We start from the raw sequence: 17606 nt of genomic DNA on the forward strand, positions 1-17606 counted from the left end.
CGCTACTTAGATAGTGGACTTCGACGATGAACAGGGAACTCTTCGGCGTATTCGGTGCTATCGACACGTTCAATCGATTTCGGTCCAACGACGCGTTCGACGAGGTGGTCACCGGCCCATCGCTCACGGTCGGCATTCGAGACCCAGACCTCGGCGAACCCGGATGGAGCGCGCTGTGTGCCACCGACGATGGATTCTGTCTTATCTGGGGCGAAATCTTCGTCCCCGACGACGACGCGAACGCGGCACGGTGGCTCCTCGAGCAGTATCCGGAACACGGGCGTGACGCGTTGTCACAGCTCAACGGCTCGTACGTCGCCGTTCTCGACTCTGCAAGCGCCGACGAGGCGTTCGTCGCAACGGATCCCGTCCGTTCGCGTGCGTGTTTCTACACCGACGAAGGTGGGACACGACGCTTCGGAACCGACGCGTCACAGATTGCGCAATCGGTCGACGACCCGACGCTCGATCGCAACGGAATCCTCGAGTTTCTCCACCTCGGCGTGACCCTCGGGGAGAAATCCGCACTCGAAGAGATACAGCGGCTGCCGATCGACAGTTGTCTACGCTCGAAATCTGTTGAGGACCTCGAGCGATTCGTCTACGATCCTCGTGAGTTCGACTACGTGGACGAACTCGCACAACGCCTCGAACGGGCACTTCGTCGGCGCAGAGTGCTTCCCGGGAAGAAGGGTATCCTTCTCTCAGCGGGGTACGATTCGCGGGTTATCCTCTCTCGAATTCCGGATATCGAGCGAAGTTATACCGTCGGTGCACCCGCAGCACAGGAAGTTCAGGGTGCAAAACGGCTCTCAGAACAGTACGACGTCACGCACACCGCATTCGAACCGGACGAGCGATACCTGCGCGCCGACGAATCGAAAATCCGCTACGGCCAGGGCATCAAAGAATCGTTGCACATCCACCACGCGGGATACACGGACGAGTTCGACGTCGATACGGTGTATCACGGATTGCTCTGTGATACGTTCTTCCGCGGGCACTTCAATGCGGAACAGTCGGTCGACGTCCTGGGAAAGCACATCCCGACCGGTCATATCGAGACCGATCCGGAGCCCGCAGAGGTCCTCCTTCGAAAGTTCGGGTACACTCGCGACGCGAGCCTCGATTTGACCGATCGGACGGACTTCAACGTCGATCCGCGCTCGTTCGTCAGAGAGACGCTCAACGAACAACTCGAGGAGAAAGAGACGCGCGCAAAGACGGTTCAAAATCGGCTCAATTGTGTTGGCATCGCCAACCAGCCTTCCGTTCCGTTTCACGATCACCTTTCGGATCACTTCCTGACGTCGTTTCTGGCGATCGATCGGGAGCTAATCGAGTGGCACCTCCAGACGCCACCTGCGTACCGAACGACAGAGACGTTCCTCGCGGCGTGTACACAACTCGACGACGACATTCTCGAGCATCGGCCACCGGATCGACCCCACGATACGATGTTGCTCAACGAAATCGAGCGGTTCGTGCGGCGGAAGACGCCGTTTTTGGCATCGTTCCAACCACCGTGGCCCGACAGACAAACGTTGTTCGAGCGCCACGATTACGATCAACGTCTCCTTGCTGACGTCGAACACGTTCACGACCTGCCAGCCAGGCACAAACTTCGACTCATCGATCTCCGGACGTGGCTTGGCTACTGGCGCAATTCGGGCGATCAGTCACTTCCGTGGCTCGAGAACTCGAACTAGACAATCTCCGTTACTTTCACGAGTTCTTACTTGTGTTCACGCACGTTCTCAGTGTAGAGAATAGCCCTTGAAACGGCACTAATGACGGCGTAGATCGTTTGCGGGGGATAAACTGAGACAATACTTATATACTGCGCAATGATAGCGCGAAGTATGCGTCTGACGCCGTCTTGGGTCCGTTCTTCGTCGGAAGATGCCGCTGGGGACGGCTCCGCCGATTCCGACGATAGCGGGGGCGTGACGATTTATCACACCCCATTAGACGAAGGAATGGAGGTCGGTTCGCGAGTAGACGAACAGGCTTCGACGTACATTCCAGACTCTGATATCGAACTCGTAGCCGAAATCGATGAACTGAACACGCCCGTCACGGTCGACGAGGTAGCCGACCAACTCGTCGGATCGGAACGTCCGCCGGTCGAAACCTGGGCGAGCATTCACGAGCAGTTACACGAGGTGCGACTCCCAGCGCTCGCTGACACCGGCACCCTCGTGTTCGATAAGAGCCAGGGGCTCGTCGAGCGACCGGCACACACGGAACCCGGGGCCCATAGCGGCGTCGCCGTTGCCGCATCCGGCTCGCGAGCCGCAGTGATGAACTCGTCGACGACACTGTTCGTGTTGTTGTCGCTCTTGTTGGTCGGAACGATGCTGTTCGTCGCGTTTACGTTCGTCGTCTAAGTTTCGATAGAACTGGTGCGGCTATCGACGCGAATTACTCGAGGAGTCGACTGACGGTCAAGACTGTAAAGAGCAGCAAGATTACAGCGCTCAGTGCAATTCCCGAGAGGAACGACGTGAACGGTAATTCGATAACGGCACCGATTAGGAGCACGTAACAGAGGACTGTCGCGCCGATGTAGTAGTCGTCCCAGTTTTCAGTCGTCTCTGGTCGTGCTGGCGAGTCGTGTTCGGGGTCGATCTGGAGGTATTGGTCTACCTGGTCGGCGAAGGGCTTTCGTTCGACGATACCGCGGTTCTTCTGGTAGTCGATGATACCTGCTTCATCGAGCTTCGAGAGGTGTGATTGATACAGCGGGATGTAGACGCGCTGGCGTTGTGTCGACGTGAGTTCGCTAACGGTCGTATCGTGTTCCCATGCTGCGACTTGCTCTGCAATGTCGCGCATGCGTACGGGGCCACTGGTGCCACGGAGGTACCTGAGAACCAACCGACGGCGTTCATTTTGCAGGAGATGGAAGATTTCGTCTTTCGAGAAGTCAGGTGTTTCAGACGACGTGGTCTCTTCGTCATCCGTCTCGTGCTCACCCTGTTCTTCTTCGTTGATATATGTCGATTTCATCGCACCAGTTACCCCGTAAACAGAAGGGAGTAATAAAGCATTGAAACTGTACATCCACAGTAGTGACGATTTCGTTGAATTCATTTCGTTCAGCGGATCCTTTTAGTCATTTTATACAGCCAGAACGAGAGTTTGAGGCGCTAATACGGCAATATACAGTTCGAGTGAAACAGTTAATTTCTCGTGTATGTGCAAAGAATTTGAAAACGATCATCTGTGATTTGTGACTGTTGTATATCGTAGGAGAGTTCGTAACCGCCGAAAGGGACTTATGGGGAATCTGTATCCGTATTTTGATATATTGGCGTAAGACGGTCGGCTGACACCCCCCTCGATACGGCCCTTACCGTGCCGATAATAAACCCTCGAGTCTGCGTTGAGTCGTATAATGAGTGACAGCCACTGGTGGTATTCTGACTTGGCAGCCGTCATTGCGATCACTGGCATTAGCACGTTCGCCGTATTCTACGGTGTCGGAACCATCGCACGAACGCTACTCTTGATGCCGCTTATCCTCTTTATTCCCGGGTATGCGCTCGTCTCCGTGATGTTTCCAGATAACCCGACCGACGAGTACCAGTCCTTCGATGATGAAAAGAGTCGGTTTGGAACACCACTCGTCGTCACCGGCGGCATCGAGTCAGTCGAGCGGTTCGTCCTGTCGGTCGTCTTTAGTGTTGCACTGGTTCCGTCGATTGCCATTCTAGCCTCTGCAACCCCGGGGGGTCTTACCCTCGAAACGGTACTCTCCGGGATTGCGTTGCTCACGATCGTCCTGTCGTTGCTCGCTATCGTCGCTCGTTACCGCTGTCCGGCAGAGAGACGGTTCGTACCGTCGCTTTCGTCCGGGATATTCTATCGAACACAGACACGCGATCAACCCGGATTTCAAACCCGCTCGCAACCGAACCCACACCTGTTCAACGTCGCGATCGTCATCGGACTCGTCTTGTTACTCGCGACCGGTGGCTTCGCAATCGCGAACCCGCCACAACACGACGGGTTCACCGAGTTTTCGATCGAAACCGAGAACGTGACTGGTGAAACCGAGACGATGTACGAATCGAGTTACGCCGCAGGTGAGAACGAAACGCTCACGACGACGATCACGAACGAGGAACACGAAGAACACACCTATACGACCGTCGCCTTACTCGAGGACGTGAGTTACGACGACGACGGCGAGGCAAGCGTAGAGGAAGCCGAGGAACTCGATCGCGAATCGACGACCGTCGCCGACGGCGAAACCGTCGAACAAGATCTCGAAATCGTGCCGTCGATGCAGGGAGAAGACCTTCGAATCACGCTGTTGCTCTACACCGAGGAGCCACCATCCGACCCAACGACCGAGAACGCAGACGAAGCGATTCATCTGCCGATCGAGGTCGAATAGATGTGGCCGTGGGAACATCTCGCCGCCGCGTACGTGTTGTACTCGATCGTCTCTCGAATCGTCCTCGGGCGACCGCCGAAGGCCTGGGATACGCTTGCCGTCGTCGTCGGCTCCCAACTGCCGGATCTCATCGATAAACCCCTCGCCTGGACGTTCGGTGTTACTGAGACGGGGTATTCGATCGGTCACTCGATATTTTTTGCGACGGCCCTCTGTCTCGTCGTCTTCCTCGTCGCCTCGAGGTACGGCGAGCGAGTGCTCGCCGGAGCGTTCACACTCGCGTACGTCTCCCATCTCGGGACCGATGTGTACGATCCGTTGCGACCGAATCCCACCTACGAACCGCGGGTCGTGCTCTGGCCCCTCGAGTCGCCGCCAGCGGACGACCACGGAGGATTGCTCGATCACTTCGGGATCTACTTCCTCCGGTATGTCGACGAAATTCTCGCCGGTGGATTGACGCCGCCAGTCGTCATGCAACTGTTTCTGGGCGGGGCCGTCGTCGTGTTGTGGATCGTCGACGGGGCACCGATCGCGGCCGACGCCTGGCGGTGGCTCCGAACCCAGCTTCGAGCGTGAGGCGTACTCCTGCGCGGTTTTGTGGTCCGTGTCCACTTACTGGTCTGTAGCTGGTAACGTACACGAGACCGTGAGGCCGGTCGACGGTTCGGTATCGATCCAGATCGCACCGCCGTGGTCCTCGACGATCCGCCGACACAGTGCGAGGCCGATCCCCGTTCCCTCGTGTTCTTCGAAACTGTGGAGGCGCTCGAAGACGTCGAAGACTCGATCGGCGTCCGACGGATCCATTCCAATCCCCTCATCACTGACGGACACGATCCACTCGTCACCCACTCGTTCGGCCGAAATCGTTACTCGCGGCGAATCCCCACCGCTGTATTCGAGTGCGTTATCCACCAGGTTCTGGAAGACTTGCCGGAGTTGGCTCGCGTTGCCCTCGACGACTGGCAGCGAGTCGGTCCTGATTTCGGCCTCGGTCTCCTCGATTCGTCGCTCGAGACCTGCCCGGACGTCGTCGAGGACGGCCTCGAGATCGACCGGTTGAACGAGCGTGTTTTGCGTGTGAACTCGAGAGTACGTGAGAAGTCCCTCGATCATCGCCTCCATCCGAGTGGCTCCCTCGACAGCGAATTCGATGAACTCGTCGGCCTCCGCATCGAGTTCCCCTGCGTAGCGCTGTTCGAGGAGTTCGAGGTAACTCGTCACCATTCGAAGCGGTTCCTGAAGGTCGTGTGAGACGGCGTAGGCGAATTGCTCGAGGCGTTCGTTGGACGCCTCCAGTTGGTGTCGAAACTCGTAGCGCTCGGTAATGTCGAGGTGTGCGACGGCGACGTAACGCTCGCCGTCCTCGGTGAACGAGACGGCTCGCATCAAAAACCAGCGTCGCTCGTCGGGGGAGTGACACGGGTACTCGAGTTCGAATTTCTCACGGTCGCCCGAAAGCGTCTCGGATAACCCGGTTGCTGCCGACCGAGCGTGTTCCGTCTCCCCTTGTGCGGTGATCGCGAGGTAATTCGTGCCGACCGTATCGGGGTGCATCTCGAGGTCGTTTTCCGTCGCGAACTCGGACCAGGCGCGATTCGTCTGGAGAATGGTTCCCTCGTCGTCGAGGACAGCGATGGTAATCGGGAGTGTGTCGATCGCTGAGACGACGAGTGAGTCCTCCCGTGAGTGCATACGCCTCGCAATTGGCCGAGCGAGAAAACGCTGCTCCCGACGAGTGTCGGTCTCGAGACCGAACACCGCCGGTAGCTCGACTTCGTTTCTACGAGTTCGGACCGGGCGTACACATCGTCACGTCGCCGTTCGTGTACACCGTTCCCTGATCCGGTCCACAGAGTTGCCCCTCGGAGATCTGCGTGACGCGTCGGTCCTCGTTCTCGTCTTCGAAGTGTGTCGCCGCATTCGATTGGGCCGATCGGTAGACGGTGTAGTCGTGCTCGGCAGCGCCGTCGTCGGGCACCATCGCGGTCTGTGTCCCGGTCTCAGCATAAGCCCCGGTCCGATAGATTACCGTTTGGTACGGATGATCCGTGTACAGCCGCTGATCTTCACGGATCTCACTGCCGTTTGGCGCGCCCGTCAACTCGCCGATACTGTCGACTGCGGCGAGTTCGGCTTCGTTGTAGGCCAACTGTTCGTGATTCTCGTCGAATACTGGTTGGTCGATGTTACTTTCGGCTGCAAAGATCATCGCGCCGGGGTAGACGAGGGCGAATACGAGGAGCACGGAGACGACAACTCGTCTATCGAGACTCCCGACGAGCATCCGAAGGCCGATCGCTGCGAGAATCGCCATCGGTGCAAAGAGAAACGCGAACCATCGCGTCGGGATGAAGTTTCGAATGCCGAACATCGGCAAGAGCAGGACGAACACCAGCATAATCGCCGACGCGAGCAAGAGCGTGAACACCGACTGTTCGGCTCTGCGTCGGTGGACGACGTACAGACACCCGACGAACGTGGCCCCGAGCAAAAAGAGAAAGCCGAGCGTATCGATGTAGGGGAGCACCTGATCGAGGAACGTCGTCGCCGCTTCTGTGGCCTCGGCGTCGTCGTCGCCGGTGTCACTCGCGATGTTGAGGAACCCGGCACTTTCCTCGAGCGTTTCGGTGAAGAATCCGAGCACCGTCGCGAGGAACGACTGTTCGCGATAGGGCGTCAGCGACCACATGAAGATCGTGAGTCCGAAGTTGAAGACGACGAGACCGATCAGGTTGACCGGCTTCTTCGTTCGGAAGACGCTCGTGTCGACTCGAGTCAGACCGAGCGGATCGATCTCGAAGACGAGCTGGGCGAGGAACGCCGACAACAAGAGCACGAGCATGATGAACGTCGACACCTGGTGGGTCAGGATGACGGCGACGCTGAACAGGACTAAGAGTGCGAAGTCTCGAAGCGTGTACTCGATTCGCATCACTCTGACGAGCGCGTACAACATGCCGAGGAAGAAGACGAGGCCGAGACTCGTCGGGATTAAGTGGAGTCCCCACTGGGTGACGTGACTCGCGAAGGCGAACAGCGCCGTCGCGAAGATTGCCCACCGCGTCGACGTCAGCAGGTTCGTCGTCGCGTAGACGAGCAACACAGACAGTGGCATCACGACGCCGACGGAGAGGTAGATCGCGCTCCGAAGCGGGAGGTCGAACAGGATCGACGACGAGGCAGCCAATAGGTGATAGAACGGCGACGCGTAGTGTTTGTCGTGGTCGATACCGCTGACGGATTGGGCCTCGAGAATGTCCTGAGTCAACTCGGCGTGCGTCCAGATGTCGATTCCGATGTACCCCGGTGTCGCGTAGAGCGCGGTGAAACGGAAGACGAACGCGAAAGCCAAGATCTGAAACAGCATGAGGCCGGGGTGAAGGTCGCGCTCGTGGACGAAGAGGATTTGGCCGAGGACGAGCGACCCGACCACGCTCGCCAGGGCGAAAAACACCGTCGTTCGCTGACCCTGAATCACCGTCAGCCCGACGAGTGCCGAGAGACCGACCAAGACGATACTCGGAAGCGCCATCGCCACACCCGAAGGCAACGTCGGTAGTTCCGACTCCGTCTCCCCTTGATACAGGGCGATGAGATAGAGGAGACACGCCGTCCCCAGAACGATCGGGACGGTGTTGAGATAGATCTGGGAAGCGAAAAACCGCAGCGGAAGCATGAGTAACGCGAGGCCAAGCCCGACGATCGCGGCGACGGTGTCGATCCGCAGCGGGCGCAGTTCAGAGAGCGTATTAAACGCCATGGCTGACCCCCGCCTGCGTTCCTGCGGACTCCTCGCGATCGAGCACGCGTCGGTACACCCCAAGCAGATTTTCGCCGAGTGACTCGAGGCCCAATCCGTCGACGACCGCTCGGCCGTTAGAGCGGGCGCGAGTGGTTGCGACGGACTCGAGGCCGTCCCGGAGTCGGTCGTCGTCGTCGCTGACGACGCAGTGACTGACGTCCGCGACGGTCTCCCGGACGAAGCCGACGTCGGTCGAAATAACTGGCAACTGACACGCCGCGGCCTCTTTGACGACCATCGGGCCGCTCTCGCGTCTCGAGGTTACCAACAGCGCGTCGCTCGCGTTCATGTAGTATGGTATCATATCGTGGTCAACACCGGAGACTGTCCGCAACTCGAGGTCGGCCTCGACGGCGTCGACCAGCCGCCGGGCTCGCTCGAAGTCCTTGACGTCTCGAGTTCGGTCGTACGGAAAGAGTGCAATTGGATCCTCGCTCTCCCAGCCGATTCGCTCGCGAGCTTCTTCTCGTGGAATTGGGTGGAACGTGGTCGTATCGACGCCGAAGGGAATCAGTTCGTGCTCGGTCTCGAGTTCGCGAGCCATCGGCTCGCTCGGAACGATCGTCGCGGCCGCGCGGCGAGCGCCGACGCGACTAATCGAGCGAAGCCACTGCTTGTCGCTCATGAGGTCAGACCCCCACAGCGTCATCACGACTGGCCGCGTCGGCTGAGCGAGGGCGAACGGCGCGACGAGCCCGTAGTTCGCGTGCACGAGGTCGAACTCTTCCGACCTGATCGCATCGATGATAGCCGGATAGTAGCGGACGTAGTCCGCCGGCGACCGGCCCGAGTCGCCGCTGTGAGCCCCCGGAACGGCGCAGACGGTACAGTCGACGCCGCGGCGTTCGAGTGCCGATACCTGCTGGTCGAAAAACGGCCGGGGGGAGGTAACCAACTGAAGGACCTTCATCGGTGGTGTGAGTCGGCTGTCAAGGGTCGTTCGATCGGTCGATGGCGCGCGTGGCGCTCGAGTCGATCGACGACGAACGAGGTCACGTCGATTCTGTCTTCGAGCATGCGATTTCGTCGGTGCGCCCACGTCTCCTCGTCTTGCGCGAGAATCGAGTCGATCGCCTCGAGCGTGCAACGCTGGCGGTTCTCGTCGGTACACTCGAAGAGCAGACCGTACTCCGACTCGAGTTCGGCCGTGTAGCCCAGCGAGAGCGGGTTCGCGTAGACGGCCGGCGTGCCGAGGACGGCGGCTTCGGTCGCCGTCGTCGCACCCTCGCTGACGACGATGCTCGCGTGCGCGAGTAAATCGTGGAGTCGATCCGGCGGCGTCGAGAACTGGGCCGACTCGAGGTCCGCGGGCGGACGTCCCTCCGCAGTGAGGAGCACTTCCAAGCCGGCGTCCTCGAGTCGGTCGACGACCGCACGCGGATCCGAAAGTCCGCCGTGGCCGACGTCGTGGGAGGCCTCCCAACTGCTGAGGCGGACGACGGCGAACTCGTCGTCGCCGTCGAGGCCGACCGACTCGAGGACGGACGAGTCGGGGTCGAATCGGTCGGGGTGGAGGTATGCGAGTTCGTGATAGCCCGGGTAGCGCACCTGCTTCGCGCCGAGGTCGTCGCGGTAACACGACGGCGTGCAGATCACGTCTGCAAACGGATACGCGAGTTTCGTGATGAGCGTCGCGTGTTCCGTGTCGTAGAAGACGACGCTCTTCGTCCGCAGGACCGACGCGACGTGGGCGGCGGCGACGCCACCGATCGCTGTGATCACGTCGGGATCGACCCGTCGCGCTCGAGCGAGGAGCCGGCTTTCGTAGGTGGCCTGGACCGCGGCGAGCGAGAGCAGCGAATCGGACTCTCCGGCTAACACCTCGTGGTCGATGTCGTACGCCTCGAGTAGTGCGATTGCGACGTCGCTCTCGCGCGCGAAGACGTGCACATCGTGGCCCCGCGCTTCCAGTTCCGCGATCGGGTGTCGGAAGAAGTGGACGTGACCAGGGTGTTGAATCGTAATCACGACTCGCATTATCGGTTACAACCTCCGATAGACGAATCCTGCCGCGTGTGCTGCGTCTTCGTCGAACGTCCCCGTCACGTCGACGAGTGCGGGGTTCTCGCCCAATTCGGCGGCCATCCGCTCGAGCTCGAGCGATTCGAACTCGGCGTGTGGGGTCGCGAAGATGACGGCGTCGATTCCGTCGAACGAGAGGTCGTCCTGGACGTGCAGGTCGAACACCTCGCTGACCGCGTCGTGATCGGCGTGTGGGTCGTAGCCCTCGATATCCACGTCGTACTCGCGGAGATTCTCGACGACATCAGCGACTTTGGAGCTGCGAATGTCACCGACGTCCGGTTTGTACGAGAGGCCGAGTACCAACACGCGACTGTCGCGGAGCGTCTTGTGACACTGATTGAGCGCTTTGATCGTCAGGTCGGCGACGTGATTCGAGACCGACTCGTTTACTTTCCGGCCCGTGCGCATGAGGTCGGGGTCGAACCCTTCTTGGGCCGAACGATACGCGAGGAAGTACGGGTCGACCGGGATACAGTGTCCACCCACCAATCCCGGCTGATAGTCGTGGAAGTTCCACTTGGTTCCCGCCGCGTCGAGGACGGCCTGCGAGTCGACGTCCATGCGCTCGAGTGCCATCGAAAGCTCGTTGACGAACGCGATGTTGAGGTCCCGCTGGGTGTTCTCGACGACCTTGGAGGCCTCGGCAACTTCGATCGACGCGGCGCGATGGACGCCGGCGTCGACGACCGATTCGTACAGCGTCGCGACGTCATTTAGAATCGTCTCGTTTTGACCGCTGACGACCTTCACGACGTCCGCAAGCCCGTGTTCAGAGTCACCGGGCGTCGCCCGCTCCGGCGAGTAGCCGACGAAGAACTCCTCGCCGGCGGTGAGGCCGGAGGCCGACTCGAGTTCCGGGACGAGCACGTCGCGCGTGGTCCCCGGGTAGACGGTCGACTCGAGGATGACGGTCGTGCCGACCGTGAGTTTCGAGCCGACGGTCGCGGCCGCGCTCTCGACGTACTGCAAGTCGGGTCGGTCGCCGTCGTCGATTGGCGTCGGGACGGCGATGATAACGTAATCCGCCTCGGCGATCTCGGCGTCGTCGGTCGTGTACGTGATGTCGTCGTCTGCAACCGCTTCGGAAGAGAGATCGCCGGTCGTGTCGACACCGTTTTGGAGCTTTTCGACAGTCGATTCGTCGACGTCGTAGCCGATGACGCGATAGTTCGACTGGGCGAAGCCAACGGCGAGCGGCAAGCCAACGTATCCGAGGCCGACGACACAGATCGTCGCCTCCCGGACGTCGCGTTCGTCGACGTGCTCGAGTGGCGTATTCCCGTCGCTCGAGGACAGGGAATATCGATCGTGGTCTCGTTCGTCCGCTCGCGTTTCGGTGTCGCTGAGTGTCGTAGTCATGGGTGAGAGAGGTTATTGTACCGCCACACGCGCTCGTGTGGGGAATGTCGTGGTCCGGAAACGATAGGTCCGGAGCGATACCGTTCACGTGCCTCACTCGAGTAGAGCCGTCGTGGGCCGTTTACTATAGCCAAAATAAACAGTTGTGTCAGGTTCATCTACCAGGAGACGGGCGTGTTCGTCGAAATTGTTGCCGTTCGATGACTTTTCGATAATAGCGAGTACAGCGGCTTATACCGATGTTAAACGGACCTATACGAATCCATAATGAAGGGGCTCGGTCCGTGAGTTGTTACTACGGTCGGCCCCGAGAACGACCATCGGCAATCGGCCATGCACCGACCGTACAACTACCGTGAAAACCATGGTTCAACCTTCCCAGATCGGAGTTACGCCGGCGATCGATGCGCTTTACAGCAGTGTATCGGCAGGCACGATTCCGACGTCGATTCGTCGATTCGATAGTCAGTCGGACATCTCGACAGTGACGAGTGTTGGCGAACACGTCAGTGAGCCACTCACCTCGGTCGCGTTACTCCGTGGCTCGTCACTCTGGGAAGTGGCAATGATCGTGGTTTTGTTTGTGTTGATAAGTGGTTTGGTTGGCATACGCCTGCGCGAAATCATTTCGAGACGCGACGTCGATCTCGCGTCGAATTCGCTGCTCGCGGAGTCAACCACCGATTCAAAAGCCAGCGCACGCTCACCCACCGACGACCAACAACCCTACGAACAGTACCTCTCGCCGGAGACGCCGGTCGAGCTCTTGAGCGACAAGGGAGAAGTGGTTCGCCTGCTCGTCGCGAACCACGGTCGCATTCGACAACATCAGATCGCAGAAGAAACCGGCTGGTCGAAATCGAAGGTCAGTCGTATCTGCTCACAGATGCACACTGACGGCACGATCGAGAAGACATCGGTCGGCCGAGAGAACGTCATTACCCTGGCCGATCAATCGCCAGACTCGGAGTCACACACCGGGGATCCGACGAGTCCACTTCAGTAACACTCCGTCGCTCATCGACATCGACACTCGGTTACATTTTCCACTCGCGTCACTTCGCCGTATACAGTACGTCCCGCTCAAATCGCTTCATCGCGCACGGTCTTTCCTCGAGTGAGGAGTGTTCGCCTCACCGTCCTCGAGCACACTCGAGTCAGCCACGAACGGTGTTGACTTCGTGGAAGCCGCCGATCCGGAAGAAGCCTCAGCAGCGTTTCCATCGATCGAACGGACTCACGTTGGGTGACACTTTCCACCCATCTCGTTGATACTGCCCTATTGAATAGCTCACTCCTCCCTCTCGCAGTTGCGTCTCAGCCCGTTTTGTCAGCCACACGCACCCATCGTTCCCCGCTCCGATCTGCGTACCCCTCCCCCATGTTCTTCCCCCTCTCCGATCTTCGAGCACCCCTCGAATCGAGGCTGTGTTCTACCCATTTATACTAACCACATGATTTCGTTACGCGCACGTATCGGACGCGAGTGCTCGAGTACACCCGACGACGAAGCTGTTGTGAACGGCGATAACAGGTCAATCTCCTCGAATTACAGGCATTCACAGAAGGTCGCTGGCTGGCACTACATTCGGGAGTGACTGTCACAATCGAGTGCTCGTTTGCACGAAATGCAACCGAATTTCAGCGCAATCTGACCATCACCCTCAGCTTATTCGTGGTATAGTAATGGCCCGCCTCTGTCTTGGAGTGAATAGTGACCCGGCCTGTCGGCGATCGGCCATTGGTCGGGTAGGTGACAATAATGACATACAACGGCACTGTACGGCAGGTATCCGTCTCGAACCGACTCTCGATGACCGTTCTACAGACGGTTCGACTCGCTGTCGACCGGTTATCCAGTCGTGCGACGTCGTCCCGAACTCGTATCCGCCTCGAGGTGAGCGGCTAATGTGCGGAATTATCGCACGCATTGGGCACGGAAACGCAGCAGAGACGCTGCTTTCCGGCCTCGAAAACCTCGAGTATCGCGGCTACGACTCGGCGGGAATCGCGGTACAGAACGGCTCCGGCGTCAAGATCCACAAGTGCTCGGGCGAGGTCTCTGATCTCAAATCCTCCCTCGAGTCACGACCCCACGGCAACATGGGAATCGGACACACGCGCTGGAGTACCCACGGTCCGCCGACGGACGAGAACGCACACCCACATACGGACACGGCAGGTGACGTCGCGGTCGTCCACAACGGCGTCATCGACAACTACGACGAACTCCGCTCGGAGCTCCAGGCCAAGGGCCACGAGTTCGAAAGCGAGACCGACACCGAGGTAATTCCACACCTCATCGACGACTACCGCGAAGAGACTGGCGACAGCGAAACGGCAGTCCGTCGCGCCGTCGAAACGCTCGAGGGGAGCTACGCGATCGCCGCGATCGTCGACGGCGAAGAAGCGGTGTACGCCGCGCGAAAAGGCTCGCCGCTCGTCCTCGGTCTCGACGAGGAGGAGTGGTTCCTCGCGAGTGACGTCCCCGCGTTCCTCGATTACACCGACGAAGTCATCTACCTCGAAGACGGCGACCTCGTCGTGCTCGAGCCGGATTCCTATCAGATCACCGACCTCGGCGGCGAGACGGTCGAACGATCGACCGACACCGTCGACTGGGACCCCGAAGACGCCGGAAAAGGCGAGTACGACCACTACATGCTAAAGGAGATCAACAGCCAGCCAACGACCCTCGCGAACACGATCGAGGGGCGGGTCCAAGACGGTGATGTCGTCTTCGAGGATCTCCCAGAAGGGACGTTTGCAGACGTCGAAACAGTTCAGTTCGTCGCCTGTGGGACCTCCTATCACGCGGCGATGTACGCAGACCAGTTGCTGCGATCGGCCGGTATCCGAACGGACGTCGTCCGCGCGAGCGAGTACGACTCGATGTCCGGCCCAGTCGACGAGAACACGCTCGTCGTCGCGGTCACCCAAAGCGGTGAGACGGCAGACACGCTCGACGCCGTCCGAACGGCGAGTGCGAACGGCGCGCGATCGCTCGCCGTCACCAACGTCGTCGGTTCGACGGCCGCTCGAGAGACGGACGACGCCGTCTACATCCGTGCCGGCCCGGAAGTCGGCGTCGCCGCGACGAAGACGTTCTCCTCGCAGGCGGTAACCCTCGCGTTGCTCTCCCAGCAACTCGCGGCCGACGTTCCCGACGTCAGTCCACCCGAGGACAGCGATGCGATGCTCGAGTCACTCGACGCGCTCCCGGGACACCTCGAGACGGTCCTCGAGAACTCGAACGCCGAGTCGCTCGCGTCGGACCTAATCGACAGCCAGTCGTTTTTCTTCATCGGCAACGGACTCGGTCACCCGGTCGCACTCGAGGGGGCGCTCAAGTTCAAGGAGATCACCTACGAGCACGCCGAAGGGTTCGCTTCCGGCGAACTCAAACACGGTCCACTCGCACTCGTGACGCCGGAGACTCCCGTCTTCGCGGTCGCGACGGGCTCCGACAGTAAGACGAAGACGAATGCGATCGAGGCCCAGACGCGTGGCGCGCCGATCGTCGCCGTGAGTCCGGACGACAATCCCCTCGTCGACGTTGCCGAGGACCACCTCACGATTCCGGACACGCACCCCGTCTGGGCTGGCCTCCTCGCGAACGTGCAACTCCAGTTGCTCTCGTACTACGCGGCGGACGAACTCGGCCGGTCGATCGACAAACCACGGAACCTGGCGAAAAGCGTGACGGTCGAATGATTTCCGCGACACTTTTCTAACCTGCATTCACGTCCCGTTCGCTGGAAATCGACGACGAGAGCTGTTTTCGTGCAACGCTGTCCATCTCTCGTCCACTGACGAGGGAGAGAAACGGTGCATCGACGTGCGGTGAAATCGTTCAGTGGCGAGTCACTTCCGTGTCGACGAGAGCAGTGGCCGAGTAGTGCCAGTTACGAACGGAGAGGAGAGGTGTGGATACACATTTGACTAGCCACTCACTTCGAGGACACTCATCGCCAGAAATAATATAGGCATTCGTGCTTTTCAAATTATATGATGATCCCCTCTCGCCGACGGCTCCTCCAGGTGTCCGGCGTCTCGCTCGTGGCGGCCGGTGCCGGCTGTGTGTCACTCCAGAGTCTCGGGTCGGAGGAAACTCGTCTCGAACGACTCGAGGTCGTCAATTCGGACACGACAGCGTACACCATCCACGTTTTGATGGCTGAAAACGGCGACCCAGCGTACTTTGACAGTCAGGAACTCGACGCACGGTCAGACGATGGGGACGAGGCGGGCAACGTGGTTTTCGACGGTTATCCCGATGAGACCGGCTCGTATACGATCTACTCGTGGGTCGACGACCAACCACCGGAAGAGTGGTCCGAATTCGATACGACCGAACGCGACGCGTGCACCGAGGTTACCATCACTGTCGGTGGACCGGACAGAACGGGTGACATCGTGATCCGCTCGACGGATGGCTGTCCACCGGATGACGAGACAGAGTCCTAACGCTCGAGTCGAGTACGACGCCCTCGACGCTACGACGGCTTTAGGTCGGTTCTGATGCCCTCGAGTCGTTCCTACACCCTCGAGCGGAATTCGAACGAAGTTCCCCTCTCCACAGAACTGTCACCTCCGAACGAATCCGATCTTCTGTCAACTGTCTCTCCTGCAGGTGAGCACAGGTGCGACAGGCTACGTAGCGGATCAGACGATCGCAGTTGGTCCGTCCGTTTAGATAACCCACTCCCTGCTGTGTACTGGCGAGGAAATCCGCGCCGAATGCAACTAACTGAGAGGCGTCGAAATTGTTCAGTCCGTTACGTCACTCTTCTTCGAGTTCGAAGGCGATGCCTTCGTCGTCGCCGTCGACTTCGACGGTCGTTTCTGCGGGCTCGTAGTCATCTGCCTCCGCTGTCAGGTCGTATTCGCCGTCTTCGACCTCGAATTCGGCCATGCCGTCATCGTCGACCTCCTGGGTCTCACTCGAGGCGAAGAAGTCCGAACTGTCCTCGAGTGAGACGGTTGCGTCGTCGATCGGATCGTTGTCATCGTCGTCGACGACGGCCGTCGTGAGGGTTGCGCCGTCGCCGTCTGCATCGCCATCGTCGCCGTCGTCGTCATCGTCATCGTCGTCTTCGGCCTCGAGCTCGAGGGTGAGTTCCTCGTCGTCGCCGTCGACTTCGATGTCGTCTTCGGCGGACTCGTGGTCGTCTGCATCCGCGCTCACCGTGTAGTCGGTGTCTTCGACCTCGAAGACTGCTTCGCCGTCGCCGTCGACATCTTGTTCGTCGCTCAGGCCGAAGCCGCCGTCGATTTCGACCGTCGCGTCGGTGACCGCGTCACCGTCGTCGTCCTCGGTCGTGACCGTGAGTGTCTGTTCGTCGTCTTCGTCTCCATCACTGTCGTCACCGTCAGACGGATCTTGATCGTCATCGTCGCTATCGCCGTCATCGCTATCGTCTGCGTCGTCATCGTCACCTGCGTCGTCGTCATCGCTATCATCTGCGTCGTCGTCATCGCTATCATCTGCGTCGTCGTCGCTATCGTCTGCATCGTCGTCGCTGTCGCCATCGTCCGCGTCGTCATCGCCACTGTCGCCGTCGTCCGCGTCGTCACCGTCATCACCCCCGTCGTCTGCATCACCATCGTCGCTTTCGTCTGCGTCGTCACCGTCCGCATCGTCGGCATCGTCGGCCGGTTCCGCATCGTCGTCTCCGTCGTCCGAGACGGAGCCGAGCATGCCGCCGACCGATGCACCACTCGCAGCGAGTCCGAGGCCGACGATCAAAAAGACGATTCCGCTGACGGTGAGCAGGATCTGGACGGTACTCTGAATCGACTGGGCTTCGGCGTCGCGTTGATCGACATTGGGGCTCATAGATTGAACTCTCAGTTAGGTCCCCGAAGTATCGCCAGCGGTCTTCGACACGTCCACTCGCGATCGACCGACAGTCGACTGACGGCGTGCCATCGCACGAGTACCGAAAGCTGGCGTGGCCACCGTGGCCGCGCGTCGGACCAGCGCTCGACTCGAGTGGCGGTTCGAGC

Annotated in this window: 14 protein-coding genes; 7 read left to right on the forward strand and 7 right to left on the reverse strand. The window is 59.7% G+C overall.

Translation table 11 applies throughout. From position 1 onward, the window contains the following. Window positions 1-26 precede the first annotated feature (26 nt). Together BB347_RS02885 and BB347_RS02890 are read left to right on the forward strand one after the other, a co-directional pair. A complete protein-coding gene (locus tag BB347_RS02885) occupies window positions 27-1709 on the forward strand; it encodes an asparagine synthetase B family protein (protein WP_076578581.1) in 1683 nt (560 codons plus the stop codon). A 153-nt stretch (window positions 1710-1862) separates the two neighbouring features. After that, window positions 1863-2390 (forward strand): hypothetical protein, encoded by a 528-nt coding sequence (locus tag BB347_RS02890; RefSeq protein WP_076578578.1) that lies wholly within the window; start codon window positions 1863-1865, stop codon window positions 2388-2390. A gap of 34 nt (window positions 2391-2424) precedes the next feature. On the opposite strand, the gene BB347_RS02895 is transcribed toward BB347_RS02890, so the two are convergent. Beyond that, window positions 2425-3012 (reverse strand): DUF7344 domain-containing protein, encoded by a 588-nt coding sequence (locus BB347_RS02895; RefSeq protein ID WP_076578576.1) that lies wholly within the window; start codon window positions 3010-3012, stop codon window positions 2425-2427. Window positions 3013-3400: 388 nt separating this feature from the next. On the opposite strand from BB347_RS02895, the gene BB347_RS02900 reads away from it, so the two are divergent. Together BB347_RS02900 and BB347_RS02905 are read left to right on the forward strand one after the other, a co-directional pair. Further along, entirely contained in the window at window positions 3401-4405 is a 1005-nt protein-coding gene (locus BB347_RS02900) for a DUF1616 domain-containing protein (protein WP_076578573.1), read from the forward strand. Beyond that, window positions 4406-4984 carry a metal-dependent hydrolase gene (locus BB347_RS02905; RefSeq protein WP_076578571.1) on the forward strand — a complete coding sequence of 193 codons (579 nt, stop codon included), beginning with the start codon at window positions 4406-4408 and terminating at the stop codon, window positions 4982-4984. It begins immediately after the preceding gene. A gap of 36 nt (window positions 4985-5020) precedes the next feature. Here the strand turns inward: BB347_RS02905 and BB347_RS02910 are convergent, their stop codons facing one another. From BB347_RS02910 to BB347_RS02930, 5 genes are all read right to left on the reverse strand, one after another. Then, window positions 5021-6103, reverse strand: coding sequence for a sensor histidine kinase (locus tag BB347_RS02910; RefSeq protein ID WP_076578568.1), 1083 nt, complete (start codon window positions 6101-6103; stop codon window positions 5021-5023). A gap of 88 nt (window positions 6104-6191) precedes the next feature. Then, entirely contained in the window at window positions 6192-8171 is a 1980-nt protein-coding gene (locus tag BB347_RS02915; RefSeq protein ID WP_076578566.1) for a DUF2206 domain-containing protein, read from the reverse strand. Continuing rightward, window positions 8161-9123, reverse strand: coding sequence for a glycosyltransferase (locus tag BB347_RS02920; RefSeq protein WP_076578565.1), 963 nt, complete (start codon window positions 9121-9123; stop codon window positions 8161-8163). The genes BB347_RS02915 and BB347_RS02920 overlap by 11 nt, the downstream gene beginning before the upstream one ends. Then, window positions 9120-10190: a DUF354 domain-containing protein gene (locus tag BB347_RS02925; RefSeq protein WP_076578564.1), complete on the reverse strand. Its 1071-nt coding sequence runs from the start codon at window positions 10188-10190 to the stop codon at window positions 9120-9122. Before BB347_RS02925 ends, BB347_RS02920 begins: the two co-directional genes overlap by 4 nt. Window positions 10191-10196: 6 nt before the next feature. Further along, entirely contained in the window at window positions 10197-11597 is a 1401-nt protein-coding gene (locus BB347_RS02930; RefSeq protein WP_076578563.1) for a nucleotide sugar dehydrogenase, read from the reverse strand. A gap of 598 nt (window positions 11598-12195) precedes the next feature. On the opposite strand from BB347_RS02930, the gene BB347_RS19870 reads away from it, so the two are divergent. The 3 genes from BB347_RS19870 to BB347_RS02945 all read left to right on the forward strand — a co-directional run bounded on the left by BB347_RS19870 (window position 12196) and on the right by BB347_RS02945 (window position 16064). Next, on the forward strand, window positions 12196-12603 hold the full coding sequence (locus BB347_RS19870; RefSeq protein WP_338141495.1) for a helix-turn-helix transcriptional regulator: 408 nt from the start codon (window positions 12196-12198) through the stop codon (window positions 12601-12603). Window positions 12604-13505: 902 nt separating this feature from the next. Beyond that, the gene (gene glmS / locus BB347_RS02940; RefSeq protein ID WP_076578559.1) at window positions 13506-15311 is read left to right on the forward strand and encodes a glutamine--fructose-6-phosphate transaminase (isomerizing); all 1806 of its coding nucleotides are present in this window, start codon (window positions 13506-13508) and stop codon (window positions 15309-15311) included. A gap of 294 nt (window positions 15312-15605) precedes the next feature. Beyond that, on the forward strand, window positions 15606-16064 hold the full coding sequence (locus BB347_RS02945; RefSeq protein WP_076578557.1) for a hypothetical protein: 459 nt from the start codon (window positions 15606-15608) through the stop codon (window positions 16062-16064). Between the two features lie 316 nt (window positions 16065-16380). On the opposite strand, the gene BB347_RS02950 is transcribed toward BB347_RS02945, so the two are convergent. Further along, window positions 16381-17436: a carboxypeptidase regulatory-like domain-containing protein gene (locus BB347_RS02950; RefSeq protein ID WP_076578556.1), complete on the reverse strand. Its 1056-nt coding sequence runs from the start codon at window positions 17434-17436 to the stop codon at window positions 16381-16383. Window positions 17437-17606: the final 170 nt, after the last annotated feature.

The sequence above is a fragment of the Natronorubrum daqingense genome (assembly GCF_001971705.1).
Classification (GTDB): Archaea; Halobacteriota; Halobacteria; order Halobacteriales; family Natrialbaceae; genus Natronorubrum; species Natronorubrum daqingense.